Genomic DNA, 19,886 nt, shown 5'->3' with positions numbered 1-19,886 from the left:
GGGAAAACATGGCGAGAATACATCTAATAAGTGAATTGGAGAAACTTCATAATGATTTGTTAAAAATGGGAAGCATGGTAGAGGAAGCTATTTTAGATGCAATCAAATCATTAAAAAATCAAGATATTGCACTGGCTCAGAAAGTTATAGATGGAGATAAGGTAATCAACGGGTTAGAAGAGGATATCGAAGATAAATGTATAAAACTTATTGCAACACAACAACCCATGGCTATTGATCTACGAGAAATATGTTCTATTTTAAGATTAATAGTGGACCTAGAAAGAATGGCAGACCATGCATCGGATATTGCAAAGACCACTATACGATTGGCAAATGAAAAGTATGTGAAACCCCTGGTACGTATTCCTAGAATGGCGGATCTAGCAGCGGAAATGGTAAAACACTCATTGGATGCATTTGTGAAAAAAGATGTGGATTTAGCGAAAAAAACATGGCATTTGGATGACGAAATTGATGCTCTGTATAAAGATGTATACAGCGAATTAATTGTTATTATGATTGAGGACCAAGACAAAATTACTCAGTCCACATACTTTCTTTTCATTTGTAAGCATATTGAAAGAATTGCTGATTATGCAAAAAATGTTTGCGAAAAGGTGGTATATATTCAAACTGGAGACTATTGGATGGCATAGGATTTTAATGCATATAGAAACAACCTTGGTGAATACGAGGTTGTTTTTACTTTTTTAAAGGCAAAACAGAAATAATCTATGGATAGTACAGCTGAAATAAAAAAATGAGGAAGGGAAATACTTACTTTTATGATGGGGAGCCTATAAATTCTTTTTTATCACACATAATAAAGATAGGAAAATCGAATGGTTCAGATAAAAAATACGAGGAGGAGAATTATGGAAAACTATGGTGTGGTTATTCTGCCATCCTTGTTGATGGGCCTGCTTGCTAGGTTATACATGATACGAATAGATCATAGGCAGTATCCAAGCTATCCACAAGGTTTGCTATCTCATCTGACATTAGGGGTTATTGCTGCCGGTTTAGGTTCTGTAGCATTGCCAGCCTTGCTGAGCAAAGAGTATAGTGCTGTTACATTCTTGGCTTTGGCAGCGCAACAGTTTAGAGATGTGAGAAGCATGGAAAGACAAAGCTTGGATAATATTGAGCCCACTGAACTGGTTCCGAGAGGTACGGCTTACATAGAAGATATTGCGAAGGCCTTTGAAGCCCGTAATTATATGGTAATCATCACAGCTTTAATGACCAGCATTGCTATTTATTTTGCTCATTGGATGAAACAGCCCAGGTTTGTACAGATCATGGTAGGTATAGTGGTCGGTCTGCTTGTAATAGTCTTTCTAAAAGGTATGCTCAAAAGGCAAAGCGTTGCCGAAATCGCAGAGGTGAGAATAGGAAAAATATATTTTGAGGGACCTTTATTAATGGTAAATGGCATTGTCATTATGAATATCGGTTTAAAAAGCACGAAAAAGATTTATGAAGAAAAGGGTGTTGCTGTAGAAATCGTACCAAAGAATGTAGATGCAAAAGCAACTTTAGCCAATACCGGACAAAGGCAGGCAATTCAGCATAATGTAGCAGTTCATCTTGGTATACAAAAGGATGTAGATGAGCCTGAATTTACACCTATAGCAAGGAGAAATGCACAAGATGGTACGATCATCATGGTAATTGTCCCTACCGAGGTGGATCGTGAATTATTGGTTGCAGCTGTGGAAGGAACGCCAGTGTTAGAGACCGCGAAACGAAAGCCTTTTAAAGCAAAAGGAACCCAGATGAACAGAAGCTAATTGAGAGGAGAGGGAATATGGATTTCGGAATTAAAGATAGTATCGTTGCCATAATAACTGCTGATAAAAACGTTGTCTCTTCGAATTCAACCCCCGTGTTTTATGCCAGTTCAGAAGAGCATCAAGAGCGATTGGCTCTTTTGATTGCCAAAGTTACCATGGGGATGGTCCACGACTTAGAAAACGGGACATACGTGGTTGTCCGCCACTAGGAGGAAATATACTCCTTGACTTAAAATTAAATAACGTGATAATATTACTAAACGTAGTACATAACGTAAATATTTATGATATAATAATATTAGTAGCAGGTACTAAAACTAGATTTTAAGTAGGTGTGTTAATGCTAGAAAAATCATACGAAAATGTTATTTCTGAAGTTGTTCCAGACAGCATTGGAGAGAGAATAGGCCTTGAGAAAGGGGATATTCTCCTTTCGATTAATGGACAGAAAATTGAAGATATTATAGAATACATGTTTTTTATTGCTGATGAACGATTGGATGTACTGATTAAAAAACAAAATGAAGAAATTAGACACTATCATATAACAAAAGAGTACGATGAGGATTTGGGTATCGTGTTTGAAAATCCTATCATCGATAAAGCAAAAAGTTGTAGAAACAAATGTATCTTTTGTTTTATAGATCAATTGCCATCTAAAATGAGAGAAACATTGTATTTTAAGGACGACGATTCTAGATTATCTTTTTTACAAGGCAACTTTGTTACCTTGACCAATATGTCTGACCAAGACATTGATAAAATTATTCGATACCGAATCAGTCCTATCAATGTATCTATACATACCACAGATCCGGTCCTTAGGATAAAAATGCTAAACAATAAATCAGCTGGTAATATCTATGAGCGATTAAAGAGACTTACTGATGTGGGTATAAGAATAAATGGTCAGATTGTACTCTGCCCACAAATAAATGATGGTGAAAACCTTGATAAGACCATTTTGGATTTATCCCTGTTATATCCTGCGTTAGAGAGCGTTGCTATCGTTCCGGTAGGCGTAACGAACTTTAGAGAAAGCCTATTTCCATTGAGTATTTATGATAAAGATAGGGCAAATGAGGTTATTGAACAGATTAATAATTGGCAGATACAGTTGTATAAGAAGTTGGGAACAAGATTTGTATTTTTATCGGATGAGTTTTATGTTCTCGCAAATCGAAGTATTCCATCCTACGAGGAATATGAGGAATTTTTGCAAATCGAGAATGGTGTAGGACTAATGGCCATGTTTGAGTATGAACTGATGGATCAACTACGAAAAGCTCAAACTGAAAGGATTGGGCCCAAGAAAATCAGCATTGTTACGGGTGTATCAGCAGAAGCATTTCTTACAAAACTTTGCAGAGAAATAGAGCGTAGATATCTAGGGCTTGTGCTGGATGTTCATACCATAGAAAATGAATTTTTCGGTAGAACGATTACTGTTGCTGGTTTGGTTACAGGCCAAGATATTTTCAAACAGTTAGAGCATAAAAATGTAGGTGAACGATTAATCATCCCTGAATCTATGTTAAAAACAGGTGAACAAATTTTTCTTGATGATGTGACGGTAGATGAGTTGCAAGAAAAACTGGGTGTGAGAGTCGTTGTGTCGGCTGTAAATGGGAAAGATTTTTTAAGGAAAATATTAGAATGATTGAGATATTGGAGGGATTGTCATGGCAAAGCCGATAGTGGCTATTGTGGGTAGGCCCAATGTGGGGAAATCTACCTTTTTTAATCGTATTGCAGGGAAAAGGATTTCAATTGTTGAAGATAAGCCTGGCGTAACGAGAGATAGGATATATACAGAGGCTGAATGGCTAAATACGAACTTTATAATGATTGATACTGGAGGGATAGAGCCAGATACCCAAGACATTATTTTGTCACAAATGAGAAGACAGGCAGAAATCGCCATTGAAACTGCAGATGTAATCATCTTCATGGTAGATGGGCGAGAGGGATTGACAGCTTCAGATGAAGATGTTGCTAACATGCTTAGGAGAACGAAGAAACCTGTATTATTAGTAGTAAACAAGGTGGATACAAAGGATGTACCAAGCTCATTTTACGATTTTTATCAATTAGGACTGGGTGAACCAATTCCCATTTCTTCTGTGAATAGCTTAGGACTGGGAGACTTGCTAGATGAAGTTGTAGCGAAGTTTCCTGAAGATAGAGATGAAATTTATGAAGATGATACCATAAAGGTAGCTGTTATTGGAAAGCCGAATGTAGGCAAATCTTCAATTATAAATTCCATTCTAGGAGAAGAACGGGTTATTGTCAGTGATATTGCTGGTACAACCAGAGATGCTATTGATACACCATTTACCCATGGAGAGGATAAATATGTTTTTATTGATACGGCTGGAATTCGAAGAAAAAGCAGAATACATGAAAATATTGAGAAATATAGTGTTATAAGATCATTTACTGCCGTTGATCGGGCAGATGTATGTTTATTGGTGATTGATGCCAATGAGGGTGTTACAGAGCAAGACACAAAAATTGCAGGATACGCCCATGAGCAAGGGAAAGCTACTGTAATTGTTGTAAATAAATGGGATATTGTAGAAAAAGATACCCATACCATGAATCAGTATATTAAGGATATCAAAGATAAGCTTTCCTTCATGCTCTATGCGCCGATTATATTTGTATCTGCTAAAACCAAACAAAGGATGCATCAGATCCTTGAAAATATAAAATTCGTTTCCAATCAACACGCCATGCGGATTCAAACAGGTATGCTAAATGACATTATTGGAGAGGCAACGCTGTTGAATCAACCGCCTTCAGATAAGGGAAAACGATTGAAAATTTATTATGCAACCCAGGTATCTGTACGCCCGCCTACATTCATTATTTTTATCAATGACCGTGAATTAACACACTTTTCCTATACGAGATATCTGGAAAACAAAATTAGGGAAGCTTTTGGATTTGAAGGTACGCCAATTTGGATTCAGTATAGAGAAAAGGGTGGGGATGAATAATGGTTTTAAAGGTATTGGCGATTTTACTAAGCTACACCATCGGAAATTTTTCGACTTCAATCATTGTTTCTAAACTATGGGCAGGCATTGATATTCGGAAGTATGGGAGTGGCAATGCTGGGGCAACCAATGTACTAAGAACACTGGGCATGAAGGCTGGGCTAGTGACCTTTATAGGGGATGCTTTGAAGGCCATATTGGCTGTTTGGATCGGCAGTCGACTTGGGGGTGAAGGTACAGCTTTGATTTGTGGAATTGCCGTAGTTATTGGTCATAATTGGCCAATATTCTTAGGGTTCAAAGGTGGCAAAGGAATCGCTTCTTCCATCGGAGTGGGTCTATTTGTCAATCCAATTGTTGCAATTATTTGTATTATCGTAGGTGTTTTGATTGTTGCAAAGACAAAATATGTATCTTTAGGGTCCGTTGTAGCTATTAGTTTGTTACCAGTCCTTTTATTGTTTTCCGGCTTTAAGTTCTTTTTATTTGGATTGGTCTTGGCATTGATGGCAATCTATAGACATAAGGAAAATATAAGCAGACTTTTGAAGGGAACAGAATCGAAACTGGGACAGAAGTCTAGAACTAAGTAATCTAGGGGGGGCCTTTTGATGAAGTCAAGTATTTGTGTTGTTGGAGCAGGAAGTTGGGGAACAGCCCTCGCAATTTCTCTCGCTAAAAAGGGTCATAATGTGAATTTGTGGATGCGGAATAAAGAACAATTTAATATGATGAACCAAGCAAAGGAGAATATTAAATATCTTCCTGGCGTGTTATTGCCTAATAATATTACACTTTATCATGATATTCACGGTGCTGTTAAGAATGCAGAGGTTATTTTATTAACTGTAGCATCTCAAGCTGTGCGGGAAACCGTAAAAAGCTTTAAAGCTTCGATCTGTGATCAACAAATAATTGTAAATGCAGCGAAGGGCCTTGAAGGATCTTCTTTAATGACTATATCAGAAGTGATCGCCCAAGAACTGCCTAGTAACTCTTTTGCTGTTCTATCTGGGCCATCTCATGCAGAGGAAGTTTGCAGGGATATGCCTACAACCCTCGTGGTTGCTGCAAATAAGCGAGGTATCGCCGAATACGTGCAAGATATATTCATTTCTCCTAAATTAAGAATTTACACGAATCCTGATGTAACAGGTGTCGAGCTAGGCGGAGCTCTGAAGAATGTTATCGCCTTAGGGGCAGGAATTTCTGATGGTTTAGGATTTGGAGACAATGCAAAGGCAGCCCTTATGACCAGAGGGATTAGAGAAATTGCTCGTCTTGGTCAAATCATGGGTGCTGATCTTGGAACTTTTGCAGGCTTATCAGGTATAGGTGATCTCATTGTTACATGTACCAGTATGCATAGTAGGAATAGAAGATGCGGTATCTTAATCGGACAGGGGAAAAAATTGAGTGAAGCCACTGCTTCAATTGGCATGGTTGTTGAAGGTGTTGTTACAACGAGGGTCGCCTATGAATTATCAAGAAAATATGATGTTGAAATGCCTATAACATCTGAAATTTACAATATTCTTTATGAGGATAAGGATGTAAAAGAGGCTGTTGTAAACCTAATGATCAGAAGCCGTACCCACGAAATGGAAGAAATTGTAGCAAATCAGCAAATCCAATGGTAAACAGTCACAAATAAATTATAACATAGGACAAAGAGATATCTTAGGGGTATCTCTTTTATTTTTATTGACATGATTGTGTAAGCTTATATAAAGTATAAAATCCATTCCTTCTTTATCTAGGATGTCATATTATGATTTAGCTAGTCATATATATATATTGTTAATATAGTCCTATGTTGTTGAGCAGATCATTGTAGGAGGGATGGACAGTATTTTATGCGTTAATTTTATCAATAAATATATAATTTCAATATTAAGGGAGGGGAAAAGTAGTGGAGCGATTTGATATATATAAGGATATCGCAGATCGAACCCAAGGTGATATTTACATAGGGGTCGTTGGGCCGGTAAGAACTGGGAAATCAACATTTATTAAGAGATTTATGGATTTATTGGTATTACCAAACATGGAGAACTCATATAGAAAAGAAAGGGCGAAAGATGAGTTGCCACAAAGTGGAGCCGGTAAAACGATCATGACAACAGAACCAAAATTTATCCCAAATGAAGCCGTTGAGCTGGCATTAAAGGATAATGCGAAATTTAAGGTTCGTCTGGTTGATTGTGTAGGCTACCTTGTGAACGGAGCCCTTGGCCATCAAGAAAATGGCAAAGCAAGAATGGTTACTACGCCATGGTTTGAAAAGGAAATTCCATTCGAAGAGGCAGCTGAAATCGGAACAAGAAAGGTAATAACTGATCACTCAACCATAGGACTTGTGGTTACAACCGATGGAAGCATAACTGAAATCGACAGGGAAGATTACCGGGAAGCTGAAGAAAGAGTTGTAAGGGAATTAAGGGAACTGAGCAAACCTTTTATAATGATCTTGAATTCAACAAATCCTTCCTCTGAAGAGGCATTAATGCTTAGAGGGCAATTGGAAGAGAAGTATGCTGTTCCCGTAGTGGCTGCGGATTGTGCCAGGATGAGTATTGAAAATGTAAATGAAATTCTTGAAAATGTTCTTTTTGAATTCCCAATCAAAGAAATCAACATTACATTACCTGGTTGGGTGGATGGCTTAGAAGGAAATCACTGGCTCAAGAGTAAGATACTAAATTCTGTAAAGCAGTGGTCTAAAGACGTAAAAAAAATAAATGATGTCCGTGATGCCCTTAGTTCATTTACTGATGAGGAAGTCATTACGGAAGCACTATTGAGCGATATAGAACTGGGTGAAGGTGTTGCCCATATTAAGATGAAGACAAAGGAAGGATTATTTTACAATATATTAGAAGAAGTAACAGGCCATCACATTGAGGGAGATCATCAATTATTAGGGTTGATTAAAGAATTTTCTAGAGCAAAACGAGAGTTTGACAAGGTGGAAAAAGCGCTTATCGATGTAAAAGAAACTGGATATGGTCTCGTTCCTCCTAGCTTGCAGGAACTAGAGCTAGAAGAACCGGAGATTTTTAGACATGGAAATAGATTCGGTGTTAAATTAAAGGCAAATGCTCCTTCTTTGCATTTGATTCGAGCAGATATTGCCACAGAGGTATCACCATTGGTAGGTACTGAGAAACAAAGTGAAGAAATGCTAAAATATCTGTTAGCAGAATTTGAGGCAGATCCAACAAAAATCTGGCAGACAAATATGTTTGGCAAATCTCTGCATGATCTCGTGAAAGAGCAATTGCAGAATAAACTATTTATGATGCCTGAAGATGCAAGGCATAAGATGCAGAGAACATTGCAAAAAATTGTCAATGAGGGCAGCGGTGGGCTAATCTGCATCATTCTATAGCAAAAAGCATAGGTTCAATAAGAGCCTATGCTTTTTCTAGTTGTAATAGACAGAGAAACAGAAAAACTATGTAAAAATTGGATTATTTGAATAATTATATAAAACCATACATAATATAGTAAGGTAAGAGCTGATAAAACATAATATCCTATTTAAATTTGAGGAAACTACTTGAAAATCTGCATAGATTCATTTATAATACAATGTATCTGAAGAATAAATCCTTTGGATAAGGATGCAGCCAAGACATTTTTATGCTTATTCATCTGGGTGTGGCGCAGTTTGGTAGCGCGCTAGAATGGGGTTCTAGAGGCCGGGAGTTCAAGTCTCCCCACTCAGACCAGTATTAAAAACATTAAAGCTATGACGAGTCATAGCTTTAATGTTTTTAATAATTATGGAGTATGTTTTACGGGAAAAGGAGTGATTTACGATGTATATAAAATATCTTCTACATGTTTTAGGAATGTTGTTTATCGTTTCTATGCTAGGATACTTTCTGTGTGTTTTAAAGGAAAAATACTATCTGAAAAACAATAGAATTGTATTGGATGGCAAAGGAATTACTGAGGAGCATATTAATGAAATAGATACCAATTATTTTAGGGTAGGAAAGAATGAGATTATGGCAGGGGACGAGGTCAAAATTTATTTCAATAATAAAAGCATAGTCAGAGGAATTATTTTAGGAGCCAAAATTCGTGAAAATAGTTTGATGATTATCACAGAAAATGATACAGTAGAGCGGATAGAACTGAAAAACATTAGATCTTTTAAAATTATCAATAAATACGGTAAGTTGTTTAATTGGTTTTAGGGCTACTTCGGTAGTCTTTTATTTTTTGTCTATAATCATGAACTTGTTAAGCACTTATGTCCTAGATGGAAAAAAGGCTGTAGGACTTTCATACTAAATAAAATTAATCAGATTTTCTGGAAGGAAATAAAGTACTCGTGAAGAATTATTAATAGGATAAGTTATGATTAAAATAACCTAGTAGGTGAAATAATTTGAAAAAGAAGCAGGGTAAAAAGAGAAAAAGACAGAACAAATTATATTATTTTTTCTTTGGAATTGTTATTTTATATTTTCTAGTGAAACTGGCGCCCGTTGCATTGTCTACCACCATTGAAACAGAGATTGCTAAGTATGGAAGCATCCAAGTAAATTATCCAATAAATGGATACATCGTAAGGAACGAAAAATTGATCAAGTCAGAGAGTGAAGGCAATATTAAATATTTTGTTCAAGATGGAGAGAAGGTTGAGAAGGGATATAAGGTAGCCGAAATATATAGAGATACCATTGACTCCGCTACCAGAAAAAAGCTGGAAGTGATCAACCAGAGAATAGAAAGTCTGAATGAAAACAAAGAAAACTTATTTGATCGGGACGTAAATAAGCTTGATCAAGAGATTCATATAATTATTGAAGAAATGAAAGCATATAGAGAAAAAGGCGAGTTGCTGAAAATTGAAGAGTTAAAGAAAGAATTGAACAGTAAGGTAGAGAAAAAAAGAATTATCCACGGAGATAAGAGCTTTGCTGGAAAAAATCTAGATGCACTGAAGCAGGAACAGCAGATGTTGGAATCGAAGATTACTAGTGCAATCACTACGATGACCAGTACAGAAACCGGTGTAATAAGTTATTTTATTGATGGGTATGAAATGATTCTAAATCCGCTAAACATGGGTGCTGTTGACTATCAAGAATTAAAAAAGCAAAAATCACAGACGACAGACTTAAGGGCTGAAAAAACGATTCTAGGTCAACCAATTTACAAAATCGTTGACAATAGCCAGTGGTACTTAATCGCTTGGATTGACAAAGAAAATCTCAGCGATTTTAAGGCAGGTAAGAACGTAGGTCTTAAGTTTCCCCAGGGAACCATCAACGGGCAAATCTATAAAATCATTGAGAATGATGAAAATGGAATGATTATTTTTAAAATAGATGAATACGTGGAAGACTATCATAAAATTCGCAATATCGACATTGAAGTAACCGCTGTAAACCATGAGGGGTTGAAGATCTATAATGATTGTATTGTAGAGAAAGACGGCATAAAGGGAGTTTATGTGCTCGATGTCAGTAGGTTTGCCCGGTTCAAACCAATAAAGATTGTTGGACAGCAAGAAGAATTTGCCATTGTGCAAAGTAATGTTTTCTATGAAAAACATGGTGAAGATGTCAAGACTGTCGAAACGATAAAACTGTATGACGAGATTGTGCGACATGGCACGAGAATAAAAGAAGGACAGCTGGTGTATGAATAATGAATAACCCTTTAAGGAGGTATAAAATGTCCCATATCAAGGAAAATATTTTACATATACAGCAAGAAATTGAGGGGTTGTGTAAACGTATTGGAAAAGACCCTAGGGAGATTCAGCTTATAGCTGTTACAAAAACTGTAGATGCTGACAAAATCAATGAAGCCATTGACAATGGGATTGTCAACATTGGGGAAAACAAGGTTCAAGAAATCATGAATAAATTTGAACAGGTTGATAATGTAAACTGGCATATGATAGGACATTTACAAACCAATAAAGTTAAATACATCGTGGACAAAGTGCAAATGATTCATTCAGTGGATCGTATCCATTTGGCAGAAGAAATTAATAAAAGAGCCAAACAAATAAATCGATGTATAGATATTTTGATTCAAGTAAATATTGCACAAGAGGAAACAAAATTTGGTATAGATGAAAAGGATATATATGATTTTATTGAGCAGTTAGAAGGGCTACAGCATATTCGTGTGAAAGGATTGATGACGATTGCGCCCTATGATGATGTTCCAGATAGGGTAAGAATTCACTTTAAAAGAATGAAACAGCTCTTTGATGAGATCAACAATAAGAATATCAAAGGCGTAGAAATGCATTATTTGTCTATGGGTATGACGAATGATTTCAAGGTTGCCATTGAAGAAGGGGCGAATATGATACGTATTGGAACTGGTATTTTTGGCGAACGAAACTACACGGAAAAATAAAATAAGGGGGACATATAATGTCAGCAAAGTTTATTGATAAAGTAAAGTATTTTATGGGCTTGGACGATTATGAGGAAGATTTAGAAGAGCATGATGAAGGTCAGTCTCAAGAAGATGAGGATGTAATCCCTATTACAAGCAAAAAAAGCAGGGTTGTAAACATTCATACGACGACTCAAATGAAGGTTATAATATGTGAACCCACAGAGTTTGAAGAGGCGCCAGGTATAATTGATAACCTGAAAAATAGAAAACCTGTAGTAATCAATTTGGAAAATTTAGATCAGGACATCGCAAAGAAAATTTTTGATTTTCTAAACGGTGCTGTGTATGCACTAGATGGAAACATACAAAAGGTATCGAAGGGAATATTTATCCTTGCGCCTAACAATGTAGATATAGCAGGGAATATACGAGAAGAGTTGAAAAATAAAGGGATTTTTCCGTGGCAAAAATAAATTTTGGATGGTGCGAAAATGTGGACAATAAGGGCTTCAATTGATTATTTTTTTAATGTTTTAACTTACTTAATTGTGGCTAGAGCAATATCGACCTGGATTTTTACAAATCCATACAATAATATTTCGAGAATATTATATCAGTTAACCGAACCAATTATAGCACCCTTTAGAAGCTTGTTATCTAGAATAGGTTTAGGTGGAAGTCATATTGATTTTTCACCCCTTGCTGCCTTATGGGGACTCATGTTTATCAAGAGTATACTATTAAGTTTGATATAGAAAAGGTGAGGGCTTGATTGATAAAGAAGGATTAACGCGACATATCAATAATATTGAAGATAAAATTTTTATTTCTAGAGTGTTGGATCGAGCTGAAGGTGTATTAAAGAATTATAGTCCCCGAAATACGGATTTTTGTGATCCTTACCAAATTTCATTGTGTAGACCGATACTCAGTAAGATTAGAGAGCTGAAACATTTCGTCTCAGGTGGATTTGGACAGGCTGAAAGACAAATCATTGTCATGTTTCCAGATTACATGGAATCAGACGAAATAGACAGTCCATTAAGATTCCTTCGAATTGATGGCAATTTTGAACACGATAGTATAAGTCATAGAGATGTCTTAGGGTCTGTCCTAGGGTTGGGCATCAAGAGAGAGAAAATTGGTGATATTTTCATTTCTAAGAATTGTTGCTATATTGTCTCATTCAAGGATATATGTGATTTTATTGATGGCAATCTAGAAAAAATATCCCGCTATAAAGTCGAAACAAAAATTGTAACCTTAGAGGATATTCAGATTCCACAAGAAAAGTATAAATTGATCGAAACAACAGTCCCCTCACTAAGATTAGATGTGATGGTAGGGGTAGGTTTTGGTGAATCAAGGAATTCGCTATCAAAGATGATAGGGAATGACAAGGTCAAGGTGAATTGGAAGCCTATCAATAATCCTGCCCATCTCGTCCACAAAGGTGATGTAATTTCTTTTAAGGGGAAAGGGCGGATTGTGTTGTTAGAAGTAGGGAATAAAACCAAGAAAGATCGACTTAAAGTGACTATACAACGGATGATTTAGGGGAGGGAATTAGATGATTACACCATTGGAAATCCAAAACAAGGAATTCAAGAAGGTAATGAGAGGTTATAAGGAAAATGAAGTAGACGAGTTCTTGGACAAGATAATGATTGATTATGAGAAGCTGTATAAGGATAATATTGAGTTAAAGGACAAGATTACACTTCTACAAGAACAAATAGACAAGTACGCCAATCTTGAAAAGACACTGAATAATACATTAATCGTGGCACAGACTACAGCAGAGGAGGTTTCATCCAATGCCCATAAAAAGGCTGAATTAATCATCCGTGAAGCAGAAGGGAAAGGGATGTCTATTATTGAAGAAGCGAACAAAGATGTAGTCAAGATCAAACGGGAATATGAAGAAGTAAAGAAGCAGATGCATATATTTAAGACAAGATTCAAAACTTTGCTTGAATCCCAGCTAGAGGCAGTAAACACCAGTTGTAAAGAAATTGTTGAGGATGCTGAAGAATAAGTCCTAGTGAAAGTTCAAAGTATACATAAAACATATGATAAATTATAATCCTCGTCCTATCAATGGATGGGGATTTTAAAGTTTATATTTGCGAATATTATAATTACCTTGACACAATTTGGGATAAGGGTATAATGGATAAAGAAACAGGTTAGGAGGCATGGGTATATGAACAGAATAGGTATAATAGGTGCGATGGATGAGGAAGTACATTTATTAAAGGAAAAAATGAATCTTGAGGAGACTATAGATATTGCAGGAATGACTTTCTATAGCGGGCGCCTGGAAAATAAGGATGTTGTCATCGTAAGATGTGGTATAGGAAAGGTAAATGCAGCGGTTTGCACGCAGGTGCTAATTAGTAATTTTGATGTATCTAGCATTATAAATACAGGTGTAGCGGGTGCGTTAAAGGATGAACTTGAGGTTGGAGATCTAGTTATTTCCACAGATGTACTAGAACATGATTTTGATGTAACTGGATTCGGCTATAAACTAGGGCAGATTCCAAGAATGGACGAATATATTTTTAAGTCTGATTCAAAACTAATAGAAGTGGCAGAGAAGATTAGCAAAAATGAACAAAGAACACACAAAATTTTAACTGGTCGTATTCTCTCAGGAGATGTATTTGTTGCATGTCCTGAACGGAAGGATTTACTCCTTAGAGAGTTTCAAGGATATTGTACAGAGATGGAAGGCGCTGCTATTGGACATGCCTGCTATCTGAATAAAATTCCTTTTGTTATTATAAGGGCAATGTCCGATAAAGCTGACGGTACAGCCCATCATAATTTTAATGAATTTGTTCATGAGGCAGCAAAAAACTCCAGTGAGATTGTGGCGGGGATGTTAAAACACTTATAATTAAGGAATGATGCTATGAAACTAAAGTTAGCTGGAAAAGAGCATAAGAACCAGACTATTGTCAGTGTAGGGGACGTTCACATCGGGGGAGATGAGCTTGTGCTCATTGCTGGACCCTGTGCCATTGAAAGTGAAGATCAATTGTTTGAAACTGCCAGACTCGTCAAAGAAGCAGGTGCTCAGGTACTTCGTGGTGGCGCTTTTAAACCACGAACATCTCCCTATTCCTTTCAGGGGTTAGGGGAAGAAGGTCTAAAGTATCTTTACCAAGCTGGGCAAGAGAACAATATGCCAGTTATTTCTGAGATTATGGATGCCCGAGATATTGATATGCTAGATAAATATGTGGATATTTTTCAAATTGGGTCAAGAAATATGCAAAACTATAGTTTGCTCCGGGAAGTTGGGAAAGGCAGCAAGCCAGTGATGCTAAAAAGAGGTATGGCTGCTAGTATCAAAGAATGGCTGTCTGCTGCTGAGTATATTGTTTTGGAAGGGAATAAGAATGTTATTTTATGCGAAAGAGGCATTAGAACCTTTGAAAACTATACGAGGAATACTCTTGACCTTATGGCAGTACCCATTATCAAAGAATTGAGTCATTTTCCTATCATCGTCGATCCGAGTCATGGGACGGGCAGAGTAGAGTTGGTTGCATCAGCATCCAGGGCAGCGGTAGCTATTGGTGCCCATGGGCTTATGGTGGAAGTACATCCTAGCCCGTGTGATGCGCTGTCCGATGGAATACAGTCCTTAGACTTCCATATGTTCGAAAAACTGAGCAAGGAGCTTTTAGAAATTCACAACTGTGTAAATGGGCTATAAGCGTAACTAGAGTAGAATAAAAGAGCTATTTTTATAGCTCTTTTTCTTTTGGTGATAAATTAAGTGCTTATTTGAATCTTGCTAGGATATATTTATATTAACAAGATGATTGGAAAAGACTATGAATAGAGGTATTTTAAGATACTGATTTTTAATGTTGTTTTTAAAAATGGGGGTGTATTTATGGACGAGAAAAAGATGTCACAGATAGAAGCACGACTTGAGAAAATAGCCCTTGACTTGGAAAAAGTAAAATTGGCTGAATACGTAGAGATCATGAATAATCCTAAGAAATTATTGTATACTAATTTTATCAGTGGTTTAGCCAGAGGATTGGGAACAGCCATTGGATTGACTGTATTGGCTGCGATTTTATTCTACATACTAAAGCAGACTGTAAATCTTCCATTGATCGGTCAGTATATTGCAGACTTACTTGATATTATTGAAAACTACAGATAGGGAGGTTTAAATTTGAATAAGCAGAGGATGGAATACTTTAGGGGATTATTGCTGCAAGAGAGAGAAGATGTCCAGCGTACCCTTGAGCTGATGAACGAGAATGAACCCAATGAAAATTTCAAAGATTATTTTGATGAGCTGTCAGTATATGATAATCATCCGGCGGATATTGGCACAGAGCTGTTTGAAATGGAAATGAATTTCAACCTTAAAAACAATGAAGAATTGCACCTGCAAGAAGTGGATAATGCATTGAGTAAAGTTGAAGACGGCTCTTATGGCAACTGTATAACCTGTGGTAAAGATATCGATGAAGATAGGCTTGAAATCTTACCTACAGCCGTTCAATGCATGGATTGTGAAAAGGGTGGTTTATCCATCCACACGGAAGTAGATACCCGACCTGTAGAGGAAGAAGTACTTTACCCGCCATTTGGAAGAAGCTTTAAAGACCATGACGATAGTTATAACGGATTCGATGGAGAAGATGCATGGCAGGCTGTAGAACGATTTAACGAGATACGACAAGATCCTTCATTCAATGGAGGAGATCAGCAGGGTTACTTCGATGATGACGAGCCTGGATACATAGAGGAAGAACCAGGAATTGTGCAGGAAGTAGAGCAGATTTCTGAGGATTATTATGTAGGGCAGCTTGAGGATGAAGAAAGAAAAGATATACCATATGATCAAAGAAAAAAGAAATAGGTGATGGTATGACGTCAGTGAGATATCCATGGAGCTAAGATCCTTATATGCAGCTGATCCAAACGTAAGCGGTATGGGCGGTTTTAGTGAAGTCGCTGATGCAAATATTCTTGTCTCTGTAGCGGCTGAACGTGAGGATGAAGATACCTGTAAAAAAATAATTCAACTATATGATGGAGAACTTTAGAAAGTGGAGCATTGCTTCACTTTTGTTATAACTTACTTATATCATCACTTGCAAATTATGATATAATCTAATGGATAAATTAAAGGGGGTATAGGATGAATTATATATTAATCGTTTTAATTATTGCATTAGATCAAATTTCAAAGCAGTATGTCCAAGGAAATTTATTAGAGAATGAATCAATTCCTATCATTCACAATATTTTTCATATCACCTATGTACATAATTATGGCGCAGCTTTTGGGATTTTAAGAAATCAAAAACTATTTTTTATCATTATGACGCTGGCGGTTGTTATAGGGACGTTCTTTTTTTTAAGAACTCAGGAAAAAGTTCACCCTGCGATGAAGTTCAGTCTAACCCTAATAATTGCGGGAGCTATTGGAAACTTGATTGATAGAATTCAATTTGGATATGTAAGAGATTTTTTTGATTTTAGGGTCTGGCCTGTGTTCAATATTGCAGATATGGCCATTGTTTGTGGTGCTATTCTTTTAAGTTATTATATGATAATTATTGATAGGCCCCAAAAGAGTTAGAAAGGAAGAAAGCTTTTGGAAATACAAAAATTTATTGTTGATGATATGGATGAGGGACAACGTCTGGATGTATACATTGCCAATCAGTTAGATCATCTATCACGAAGTTTTATACAGAAATTGATTGAGCAAGGAAATATTCAGATTAATGGTAATAGGGACATCGTTAAAAAGTATAAAGTTATTGAAAATGATGAAATCGAAGTTGAGATTCCAGATCCTGAACTGCTTAAGGTTGACGCTGAAAATATTCCGATTGATATTATATATGAGGATGAGGATGTAGTCGTTGTTAACAAACCCCAAGGAATGGTGGTACATCCAGCTCCAGGCAATTACAAAGGAACTTTGGTAAATGCATTGCTTTATCATTGTAAAAATCTATCGTCTATTAATGGTGTCATTCGACCTGGTATTGTTCATCGGATTGATAAGGATACGAGCGGACTTCTCATGGTAGCCAAGAATGACAAAGCCCATCGAAGTCTAGCTGAACAGCTAAAGGAGCACTCCATTAACAGGATATATATTGCCATGGTTCACGGCAATATTAAGGAAGAACGGGGAACGATCAATGCGCCTATTGGGAGACATCCTGTAGATCGTATGAAGATGGCGGTTGTAGATAGAAACGGAAAAAATGCTGTTACCCACTTTCGTGTTTTAGAAAGATATGGAGAGTATTCTTTGATTGAAGCAAAACTAGAAACCGGCAGGACCCATCAAATTCGTGTACATATGACATATATACATCATCCCCTTGTGGGTGATCCTATCTATGGTCAAAAGAAGGAAAAGTTTCATACGAATGGACAAATGTTACATGCTCAGACTATAGGATTTATTCATCCTACGAAGGGCGAATATATGGAATTTCATGCAGATATCCCAGACCATTTTAGCAAAATTATTAAAACAATTGAAAATCTATATAGACAAAGGTGAGAAATTATGCTAATCTAATATAGAAACAAACACCTTTAAATTTGCCCCGTGAGGCAGTAAGGACTCTACAATGAAATTTTTCTAGCATTTTATTCATGTAGATAACTTCTTGCCCTTGGGTAAGAAGTTTTTTTATACTGTCAAATTTTTATATGAGGTGGTTATATGAAATTTAAAGCTCAGATCATGGATGAGCAAGCAATACAAAGGGCATCAACACGAATTGCCCATGAAATTATTGAAAAAAATAAAGGTATCGAAGATATCGTTTTGGTTGGAATCAAGACAAGGGGAATACCCTTTGCCAAAAGATTAAGTGATAAAATCGAAGCAATTGAAAAAGCAAAGGTAAATGCAGGCAGTCTAGATATAACCCTCTATAGAGATGACTTAAGTAAAATAGACGATAATCCAGTGATCAATAGCACAGATATCCAAGTAGACATAAATAATAAGGTGATCGTGCTTGTTGACGATGTACTGTTTACTGGACGTACAGTGCGGGCTGCCATGGATGCAATCATGGATATTGGCAGACCGAGATCAATACAACTGGCGGTATTGATTGACAGAGGGCATAGAGAACTGCCAATTCGAGCTGATTTTGTAGGAAAGAACGTCCCTACATCAAAGGAAGAAGTAATTTGTGTACATTTTGAAGAAATTGATAACATCAACGATGTTACCATAAATGAAAGGTAAAAAGTGAATTTTAAGACCCTTTAACCTTTTAAATCAGTCCTGCGAGGCTGATAAGGGAGATAATGGAAGTATATCTCCCTCCTTAAATCTAAATTCAAGGAGGTATTTTTTATGGCAGAAACAGCGGTAAAAATTAATTCAAAGAGCAATGAATTTGAAGGCGTGCGTCTTGAAAAGAAATTAGTTTTAGGTATTCAACATGTGTTAGCAATGTTTGGCGCCACAGTACTGGTTCCACTTTTAACTGGCTTAAACCCAGCGGTAGCGCTCTTTGCTGCAGGGTGTGGTACGCTGCTTTTCCACTTTGTAACAAAAAATAAGGTGCCTGTGTTCTTGGGTTCAAGCTTTGCATTTATTCCTGTTATTCAGATGGTTGATAAGGCCTATGGAGGTCTCGAATATGCCCAAGGCGGTATCGTTGTTGCAGGTTTACTCTATGTTATACTTTCTGCAATCGTAAAAATATTTGGTGCTGATACAATTAAAAGCTTCTTACCCCCAGTAGTAACTGGGCCTATGATTATCGTCATCGGTTTAAATCTAAGCCCTGTAGCTATTAGGATGGCTGCAAGCCATTGGGGAGTAGCTGTGATTGTAGTATTAACAGTAATGGCGGTGTCAATCTTTGCAAAAGGATTCTTTAAGCTTCTGCCAATACTTTCAGGTGTAGTTGTAGGATATATTGCTGCCAGCTTCTTAGGCTTGGTAGATGTCAGTGCGATACAGCAAGCTTCAGTGATTCAAATGCCACAGTTCACTTTTCCTAAGTTTAATTTAGGAGCAATCGCACTTATCGCTCCTATTGTAGCAGTAGTGTTTATGGAGCATGTGGGGGATATTACGACGAATGGTGCAGTCGTTGGAAAGGACTTTTTTAAAGATCCAGGCTTACACAGAACATTGCTTGGGGATGGTTTAGCCACACTGTTGGCTGGAATGATCGGCGGACCTGCTAACACGACTTATGGTGAAAACACAGGCGTATTGGCAGTAACAAAAGTTTATGATCCATCCATACTAAGGATTGCTGCTTGCATAGCGATTGGATTGAGCTTTATCGGAAAGTTCGGGGCAATGATTCAAACAATACCTACTGCAGTTATGGGCGGTATCAGCTTGATTTTATTTGGTATGATTGCAAGCATTGGGATGAGAACTGTAGCGGAAGGAAATATTGATTTTACAGATAATCGAAACCTAATCATAGCATCACTGATTTTGGTATTAGGTATTGGTACTACGGTAGTTACAGATGTTCCTGTTGGGATTACGATTACCGAAAACGCTAAACTAACTGGTCTCAGCTTAGCAGCAATTGTTGGGATTGTATCTAATAAATTACTGCCAGTTCAAAAGTAAGGTTGCCATTGTGCGGTTAATCGATTGGAATAGGATACAGCTTTTTAAATAAGGTAAAAAATTGACCGA

At 36.9% G+C, this 19,886-nt stretch carries 24 protein-coding genes and 1 tRNA gene; all 25 read left to right on the top strand.

All coding sequences use genetic code 11. The features are described from left to right. Window positions 1–8 precede the first annotated feature (8 nt). Entirely contained in the window at window positions 9–659 is a 651-nt protein-coding gene (gene phoU, locus K0R93_RS08755) for a phosphate signaling complex protein PhoU (RefSeq protein WP_300300080.1), read from the top strand. 219 nt (window positions 660–878) lie between these two features. Beyond that, window positions 879–1,796 (top strand): YIEGIA family protein, encoded by a 918-nt coding sequence (locus K0R93_RS08750; RefSeq protein WP_300300078.1) that lies wholly within the window; start codon window positions 879–881, stop codon window positions 1,794–1,796. Window positions 1,797–1,813: 17 nt separating this feature from the next. Continuing rightward, complete coding sequence (locus tag K0R93_RS08745) at window positions 1,814–2,008, top strand: capping complex subunit for YIEGIA (RefSeq protein ID WP_300300076.1); 195 nt, start codon at window positions 1,814–1,816, stop codon at window positions 2,006–2,008. Between the two features lie 131 nt (window positions 2,009–2,139). Then, window positions 2,140–3,459 carry a DUF512 domain-containing protein gene (locus tag K0R93_RS08740; protein ID WP_300300073.1) on the top strand — a complete coding sequence of 440 codons (1,320 nt, stop codon included), beginning with the start codon at window positions 2,140–2,142 and terminating at the stop codon, window positions 3,457–3,459. 22 nt (window positions 3,460–3,481) lie between these two features. Continuing rightward, window positions 3,482–4,804, top strand: coding sequence for a ribosome biogenesis GTPase Der (gene der / locus K0R93_RS08735; RefSeq protein WP_300300071.1), 1,323 nt, complete (start codon window positions 3,482–3,484; stop codon window positions 4,802–4,804). Then, window positions 4,804–5,397: a glycerol-3-phosphate 1-O-acyltransferase PlsY gene (plsY, locus tag K0R93_RS08730; RefSeq protein ID WP_300300068.1), complete on the top strand. Its 594-nt coding sequence runs from the start codon at window positions 4,804–4,806 to the stop codon at window positions 5,395–5,397. Before der ends, plsY begins: the two co-directional genes overlap by 1 nt. Window positions 5,398–5,415: 18 nt before the next feature. After that, on the top strand, window positions 5,416–6,444 hold the full coding sequence (locus K0R93_RS08725) for an NAD(P)H-dependent glycerol-3-phosphate dehydrogenase (RefSeq protein ID WP_300300066.1): 1,029 nt from the start codon (window positions 5,416–5,418) through the stop codon (window positions 6,442–6,444). A gap of 272 nt (window positions 6,445–6,716) precedes the next feature. After that, window positions 6,717–8,195, top strand: a complete 1,479-nt coding sequence (gene spoIVA / locus K0R93_RS08720; protein WP_300300064.1) for a stage IV sporulation protein A — start codon at window positions 6,717–6,719, stop codon at window positions 8,193–8,195. Between the two features lie 266 nt (window positions 8,196–8,461). Continuing rightward, a tRNA-Pro gene (locus K0R93_RS08715) sits at window positions 8,462–8,538 on the top strand. Between the two features lie 90 nt (window positions 8,539–8,628). Further along, window positions 8,629–9,012 (top strand): hypothetical protein, encoded by a 384-nt coding sequence (locus K0R93_RS08710; RefSeq protein ID WP_300300062.1) that lies wholly within the window; start codon window positions 8,629–8,631, stop codon window positions 9,010–9,012. A gap of 194 nt (window positions 9,013–9,206) precedes the next feature. Beyond that, window positions 9,207–10,475 (top strand): HlyD family efflux transporter periplasmic adaptor subunit, encoded by a 1,269-nt coding sequence (locus K0R93_RS08705; protein WP_300300060.1) that lies wholly within the window; start codon window positions 9,207–9,209, stop codon window positions 10,473–10,475. A gap of 26 nt (window positions 10,476–10,501) precedes the next feature. Continuing rightward, complete coding sequence (locus K0R93_RS08700; protein ID WP_300300058.1) at window positions 10,502–11,200, top strand: YggS family pyridoxal phosphate-dependent enzyme; 699 nt, start codon at window positions 10,502–10,504, stop codon at window positions 11,198–11,200. Between the two features lie 17 nt (window positions 11,201–11,217). Continuing rightward, the gene (locus tag K0R93_RS08695; protein ID WP_300300056.1) at window positions 11,218–11,658 is read left to right on the top strand and encodes a cell division protein SepF; all 441 of its coding nucleotides are present in this window, start codon (window positions 11,218–11,220) and stop codon (window positions 11,656–11,658) included. An 18-nt stretch (window positions 11,659–11,676) separates the two neighbouring features. Continuing rightward, entirely contained in the window at window positions 11,677–11,940 is a 264-nt protein-coding gene (locus tag K0R93_RS19300; RefSeq protein ID WP_415781202.1) for a YggT family protein, read from the top strand. A gap of 13 nt (window positions 11,941–11,953) precedes the next feature. Beyond that, window positions 11,954–12,742, top strand: coding sequence for a YlmH family RNA-binding protein (locus K0R93_RS08690; RefSeq protein WP_300300054.1), 789 nt, complete (start codon window positions 11,954–11,956; stop codon window positions 12,740–12,742). A gap of 13 nt (window positions 12,743–12,755) precedes the next feature. Next, on the top strand, window positions 12,756–13,223 hold the full coding sequence (locus K0R93_RS08685) for a DivIVA domain-containing protein (protein WP_300300052.1): 468 nt from the start codon (window positions 12,756–12,758) through the stop codon (window positions 13,221–13,223). A gap of 168 nt (window positions 13,224–13,391) precedes the next feature. Beyond that, window positions 13,392–14,090: a 5'-methylthioadenosine/adenosylhomocysteine nucleosidase gene (locus K0R93_RS08680; RefSeq protein ID WP_300300050.1), complete on the top strand. Its 699-nt coding sequence runs from the start codon at window positions 13,392–13,394 to the stop codon at window positions 14,088–14,090. A gap of 15 nt (window positions 14,091–14,105) precedes the next feature. Next, window positions 14,106–14,915, top strand: coding sequence for a 3-deoxy-7-phosphoheptulonate synthase (aroF, locus tag K0R93_RS08675; RefSeq protein ID WP_300300048.1), 810 nt, complete (start codon window positions 14,106–14,108; stop codon window positions 14,913–14,915). 183 nt (window positions 14,916–15,098) lie between these two features. Continuing rightward, window positions 15,099–15,377, top strand: coding sequence for a DUF5665 domain-containing protein (locus K0R93_RS08670; protein ID WP_300300046.1), 279 nt, complete (start codon window positions 15,099–15,101; stop codon window positions 15,375–15,377). A 12-nt stretch (window positions 15,378–15,389) separates the two neighbouring features. Beyond that, entirely contained in the window at window positions 15,390–16,085 is a 696-nt protein-coding gene (locus K0R93_RS08665) for a TraR/DksA C4-type zinc finger protein (protein ID WP_300300044.1), read from the top strand. Between the two features lie 28 nt (window positions 16,086–16,113). Beyond that, complete coding sequence (locus K0R93_RS08660; protein ID WP_300300042.1) at window positions 16,114–16,272, top strand: hypothetical protein; 159 nt, start codon at window positions 16,114–16,116, stop codon at window positions 16,270–16,272. Between the two features lie 95 nt (window positions 16,273–16,367). Beyond that, window positions 16,368–16,811: a signal peptidase II gene (lspA, locus tag K0R93_RS08655; protein ID WP_300300040.1), complete on the top strand. Its 444-nt coding sequence runs from the start codon at window positions 16,368–16,370 to the stop codon at window positions 16,809–16,811. Window positions 16,812–16,856: 45 nt separating this feature from the next. After that, a complete protein-coding gene (locus K0R93_RS08650; protein WP_300300210.1) occupies window positions 16,857–17,756 on the top strand; it encodes an RluA family pseudouridine synthase in 900 nt (299 codons plus the stop codon). 165 nt (window positions 17,757–17,921) lie between these two features. Then, window positions 17,922–18,458, top strand: coding sequence for a bifunctional pyr operon transcriptional regulator/uracil phosphoribosyltransferase PyrR (gene pyrR, locus K0R93_RS08645; protein ID WP_300300038.1), 537 nt, complete (start codon window positions 17,922–17,924; stop codon window positions 18,456–18,458). 111 nt (window positions 18,459–18,569) lie between these two features. After that, window positions 18,570–19,817, top strand: coding sequence for a uracil-xanthine permease family protein (locus K0R93_RS08640; protein ID WP_300300036.1), 1,248 nt, complete (start codon window positions 18,570–18,572; stop codon window positions 19,815–19,817). The last annotated feature ends 69 nt before the right edge of the window (window positions 19,818–19,886 follow it).

Source organism: Anaerosolibacter sp. (assembly GCF_029240175.1).
GTDB lineage: Bacteria > Bacillota > Clostridia > Peptostreptococcales > Thermotaleaceae > Anaerosolibacter.
The sequence above is the reverse complement of the archived record's forward strand: the minus strand, read 5'-3'. Positions and strand labels throughout refer to the sequence as shown.

Excerpts from the sequence above, each read along its gene's own strand:
- K0R93_RS08670 (WP_300300046.1), top strand. The coding sequence starts at position 15,099 with ATGGACGAGAAAAAGATGTCACAGATAGAAGCACGACTTGAGAAAATA.
- pyrR (WP_300300038.1), top strand. The coding sequence starts at position 17,922 with ATGAAATTTAAAGCTCAGATCATGGATGAGCAAGCAATACAAAGGGCA.
- K0R93_RS08685 (WP_300300052.1), top strand. The coding sequence starts at position 12,756 with ATGATTACACCATTGGAAATCCAAAACAAGGAATTCAAGAAGGTAATG.
- aroF (WP_300300048.1), top strand. The coding sequence starts at position 14,106 with ATGAAACTAAAGTTAGCTGGAAAAGAGCATAAGAACCAGACTATTGTC.
- K0R93_RS08680 (WP_300300050.1), top strand. The coding sequence starts at position 13,392 with ATGAACAGAATAGGTATAATAGGTGCGATGGATGAGGAAGTACATTTA.
- plsY (WP_300300068.1), top strand. The coding sequence starts at position 4,804 with ATGGTTTTAAAGGTATTGGCGATTTTACTAAGCTACACCATCGGAAAT.
- K0R93_RS19300 (WP_415781202.1), top strand. The coding sequence starts at position 11,677 with ATGTGGACAATAAGGGCTTCAATTGATTATTTTTTTAATGTTTTAACT.
- der (WP_300300071.1), top strand. The coding sequence starts at position 3,482 with ATGGCAAAGCCGATAGTGGCTATTGTGGGTAGGCCCAATGTGGGGAAA.
- K0R93_RS08725 (WP_300300066.1), top strand. The coding sequence starts at position 5,416 with ATGAAGTCAAGTATTTGTGTTGTTGGAGCAGGAAGTTGGGGAACAGCC.
- K0R93_RS08660 (WP_300300042.1), top strand. The coding sequence starts at position 16,114 with ATGGAGCTAAGATCCTTATATGCAGCTGATCCAAACGTAAGCGGTATG.
- lspA (WP_300300040.1), top strand. The coding sequence starts at position 16,368 with ATGAATTATATATTAATCGTTTTAATTATTGCATTAGATCAAATTTCA.
- K0R93_RS08750 (WP_300300078.1), top strand. The coding sequence starts at position 879 with ATGGAAAACTATGGTGTGGTTATTCTGCCATCCTTGTTGATGGGCCTG.
- K0R93_RS08650 (WP_300300210.1), top strand. The coding sequence starts at position 16,857 with ATGGATGAGGGACAACGTCTGGATGTATACATTGCCAATCAGTTAGAT.
- K0R93_RS08695 (WP_300300056.1), top strand. The coding sequence starts at position 11,218 with ATGTCAGCAAAGTTTATTGATAAAGTAAAGTATTTTATGGGCTTGGAC.
- K0R93_RS08745 (WP_300300076.1), top strand. The coding sequence starts at position 1,814 with ATGGATTTCGGAATTAAAGATAGTATCGTTGCCATAATAACTGCTGAT.
- K0R93_RS08710 (WP_300300062.1), top strand. The coding sequence starts at position 8,629 with ATGTATATAAAATATCTTCTACATGTTTTAGGAATGTTGTTTATCGTT.
- K0R93_RS08700 (WP_300300058.1), top strand. The coding sequence starts at position 10,502 with ATGTCCCATATCAAGGAAAATATTTTACATATACAGCAAGAAATTGAG.
- K0R93_RS08640 (WP_300300036.1), top strand. The coding sequence starts at position 18,570 with ATGGCAGAAACAGCGGTAAAAATTAATTCAAAGAGCAATGAATTTGAA.
- K0R93_RS08740 (WP_300300073.1), top strand. The coding sequence starts at position 2,140 with ATGCTAGAAAAATCATACGAAAATGTTATTTCTGAAGTTGTTCCAGAC.
- phoU (WP_300300080.1), top strand. The coding sequence starts at position 9 with ATGGCGAGAATACATCTAATAAGTGAATTGGAGAAACTTCATAATGAT.